Annotated in this window: 1 protein-coding gene; it reads right to left on the bottom strand. The window is 69.2% G+C overall.

Going from position 1 to position 1,291, the window contains the following annotated elements:
- Positions 1-1,291 (bottom strand): condensation domain-containing protein (locus tag AAE029_RS36145; RefSeq protein WP_371077754.1); only part of this gene is annotated, 1,291 nt, incomplete at both ends.

Raw genomic sequence — 1,291 nt, 5'->3', positions numbered from 1 at the left:
GCCTCGCCGGCAAAGCCGAAGCGGCCCTCCGGCCTCAGCGACTGGTCGAACTGGCCGAGATAATTGAAGCTGATGCGCGGCACCGGCAGGGCGGCCGCCTCGGCGCGCAGCCGCTCGTCGGTCCCATGGCGGATCAGGCCCCAGTGCAGGCCCTTGGCCGGGATCGTCCTGAGCGTCTCCTTGACCCCGATCAGCGCCGGCCCTGCCTCGGCATGGGCCGGCAGCCAGACCGGGAAGAGCGTCGTGAACCAGCCGATCGTCCGGCTGAGGTCGACACCCTCGATCACGTCCTCGCGGCCATGGCCCTCCAGATGGATCAGCGCGCCGTCCTTGCCACTCCACTCCGCGATGGTCTGGCAAAGCGCCGTCAGCAGCACCTCGTCGATGCGCATGCGATAGGCGCGCGGCACCTCCTGCAACAGCTTGCGCGTCGTCTGACGGTCGAGCTCCATGCCCACCGACCGGCCGGCGCCGGTGCGGGTGTCGCCGTCGCCTTCCAGCGGCAGGGCATCCGAGGCCTCCGCCAGCCGTTGCTTCCACCAGCCGAGCTCGCCCGTCACAGTGGGACTTCCCGCATAATCGGCCAGCTTCGTCGCCCACACGCTCCAGGGGGTGGAGATCTCCGGCAGCACGATCGCCTCGCCCCGTTCGGCCTGGTCATAGGCCTCCGGCAGGTCCTCGAACAGCACCCGCCAGGACACCCCGTCGACCGCGAGATGATGGATCGCCAAGAGAAGCCGGCCTTCGTCCTGCGCGATCTGGAAGTAGCCGACACGCATCAGGCGCCCGAGCTCGAGGTCCAGGCTGCGCTGCAGCCGTTCCCCTTCCCGCGTGAGCGCCGCCGTCCAGTCCGCCGCGCCCTTCAGGTCGATCACCTCCAGCACCGGCGCCTTCTCATGGGCGAGCAGCCATTGGTGCCAGTCGTCGTCGCAAGCCCCCATGAAGCGCAGCCGCAGCGCATCGTGCCGTTCGACGACGGCGTCGATCGCGCGGCCCAGCGCCGCCACGTCGAGCACGCCCCGGACCTTTAAGAGCACCGACTGGTTCCAATGGTTCTCCCCGCCCTGCCGCTCGAAGAACAGCCGCTGGATCGGTGTCAGAGGAATCTCCCCTTCCATGGCGACAGGCGCCGGCGCGACACTCGCCTCCCCGCCCGCAAGCTTCGCCAGCTGGGCGATCTCGGGCGCCTCGAAGATCTGCTTCGGCGTCACCATCAGCCCGGCCTTGCGGGCCCGCGCCACGATCTGCAGCGACAGGATGGAATCGCCGCCGATCTCGAAGAAGTTGTCGT

The organism is Sinorhizobium sp. CB7, from assembly GCF_041357635.1.
Taxonomy (GTDB): domain Bacteria; phylum Pseudomonadota; class Alphaproteobacteria; order Rhizobiales; family Rhizobiaceae; genus Rhizobium.
This window is presented reverse-complemented; position numbering and strand designations above follow the sequence as displayed.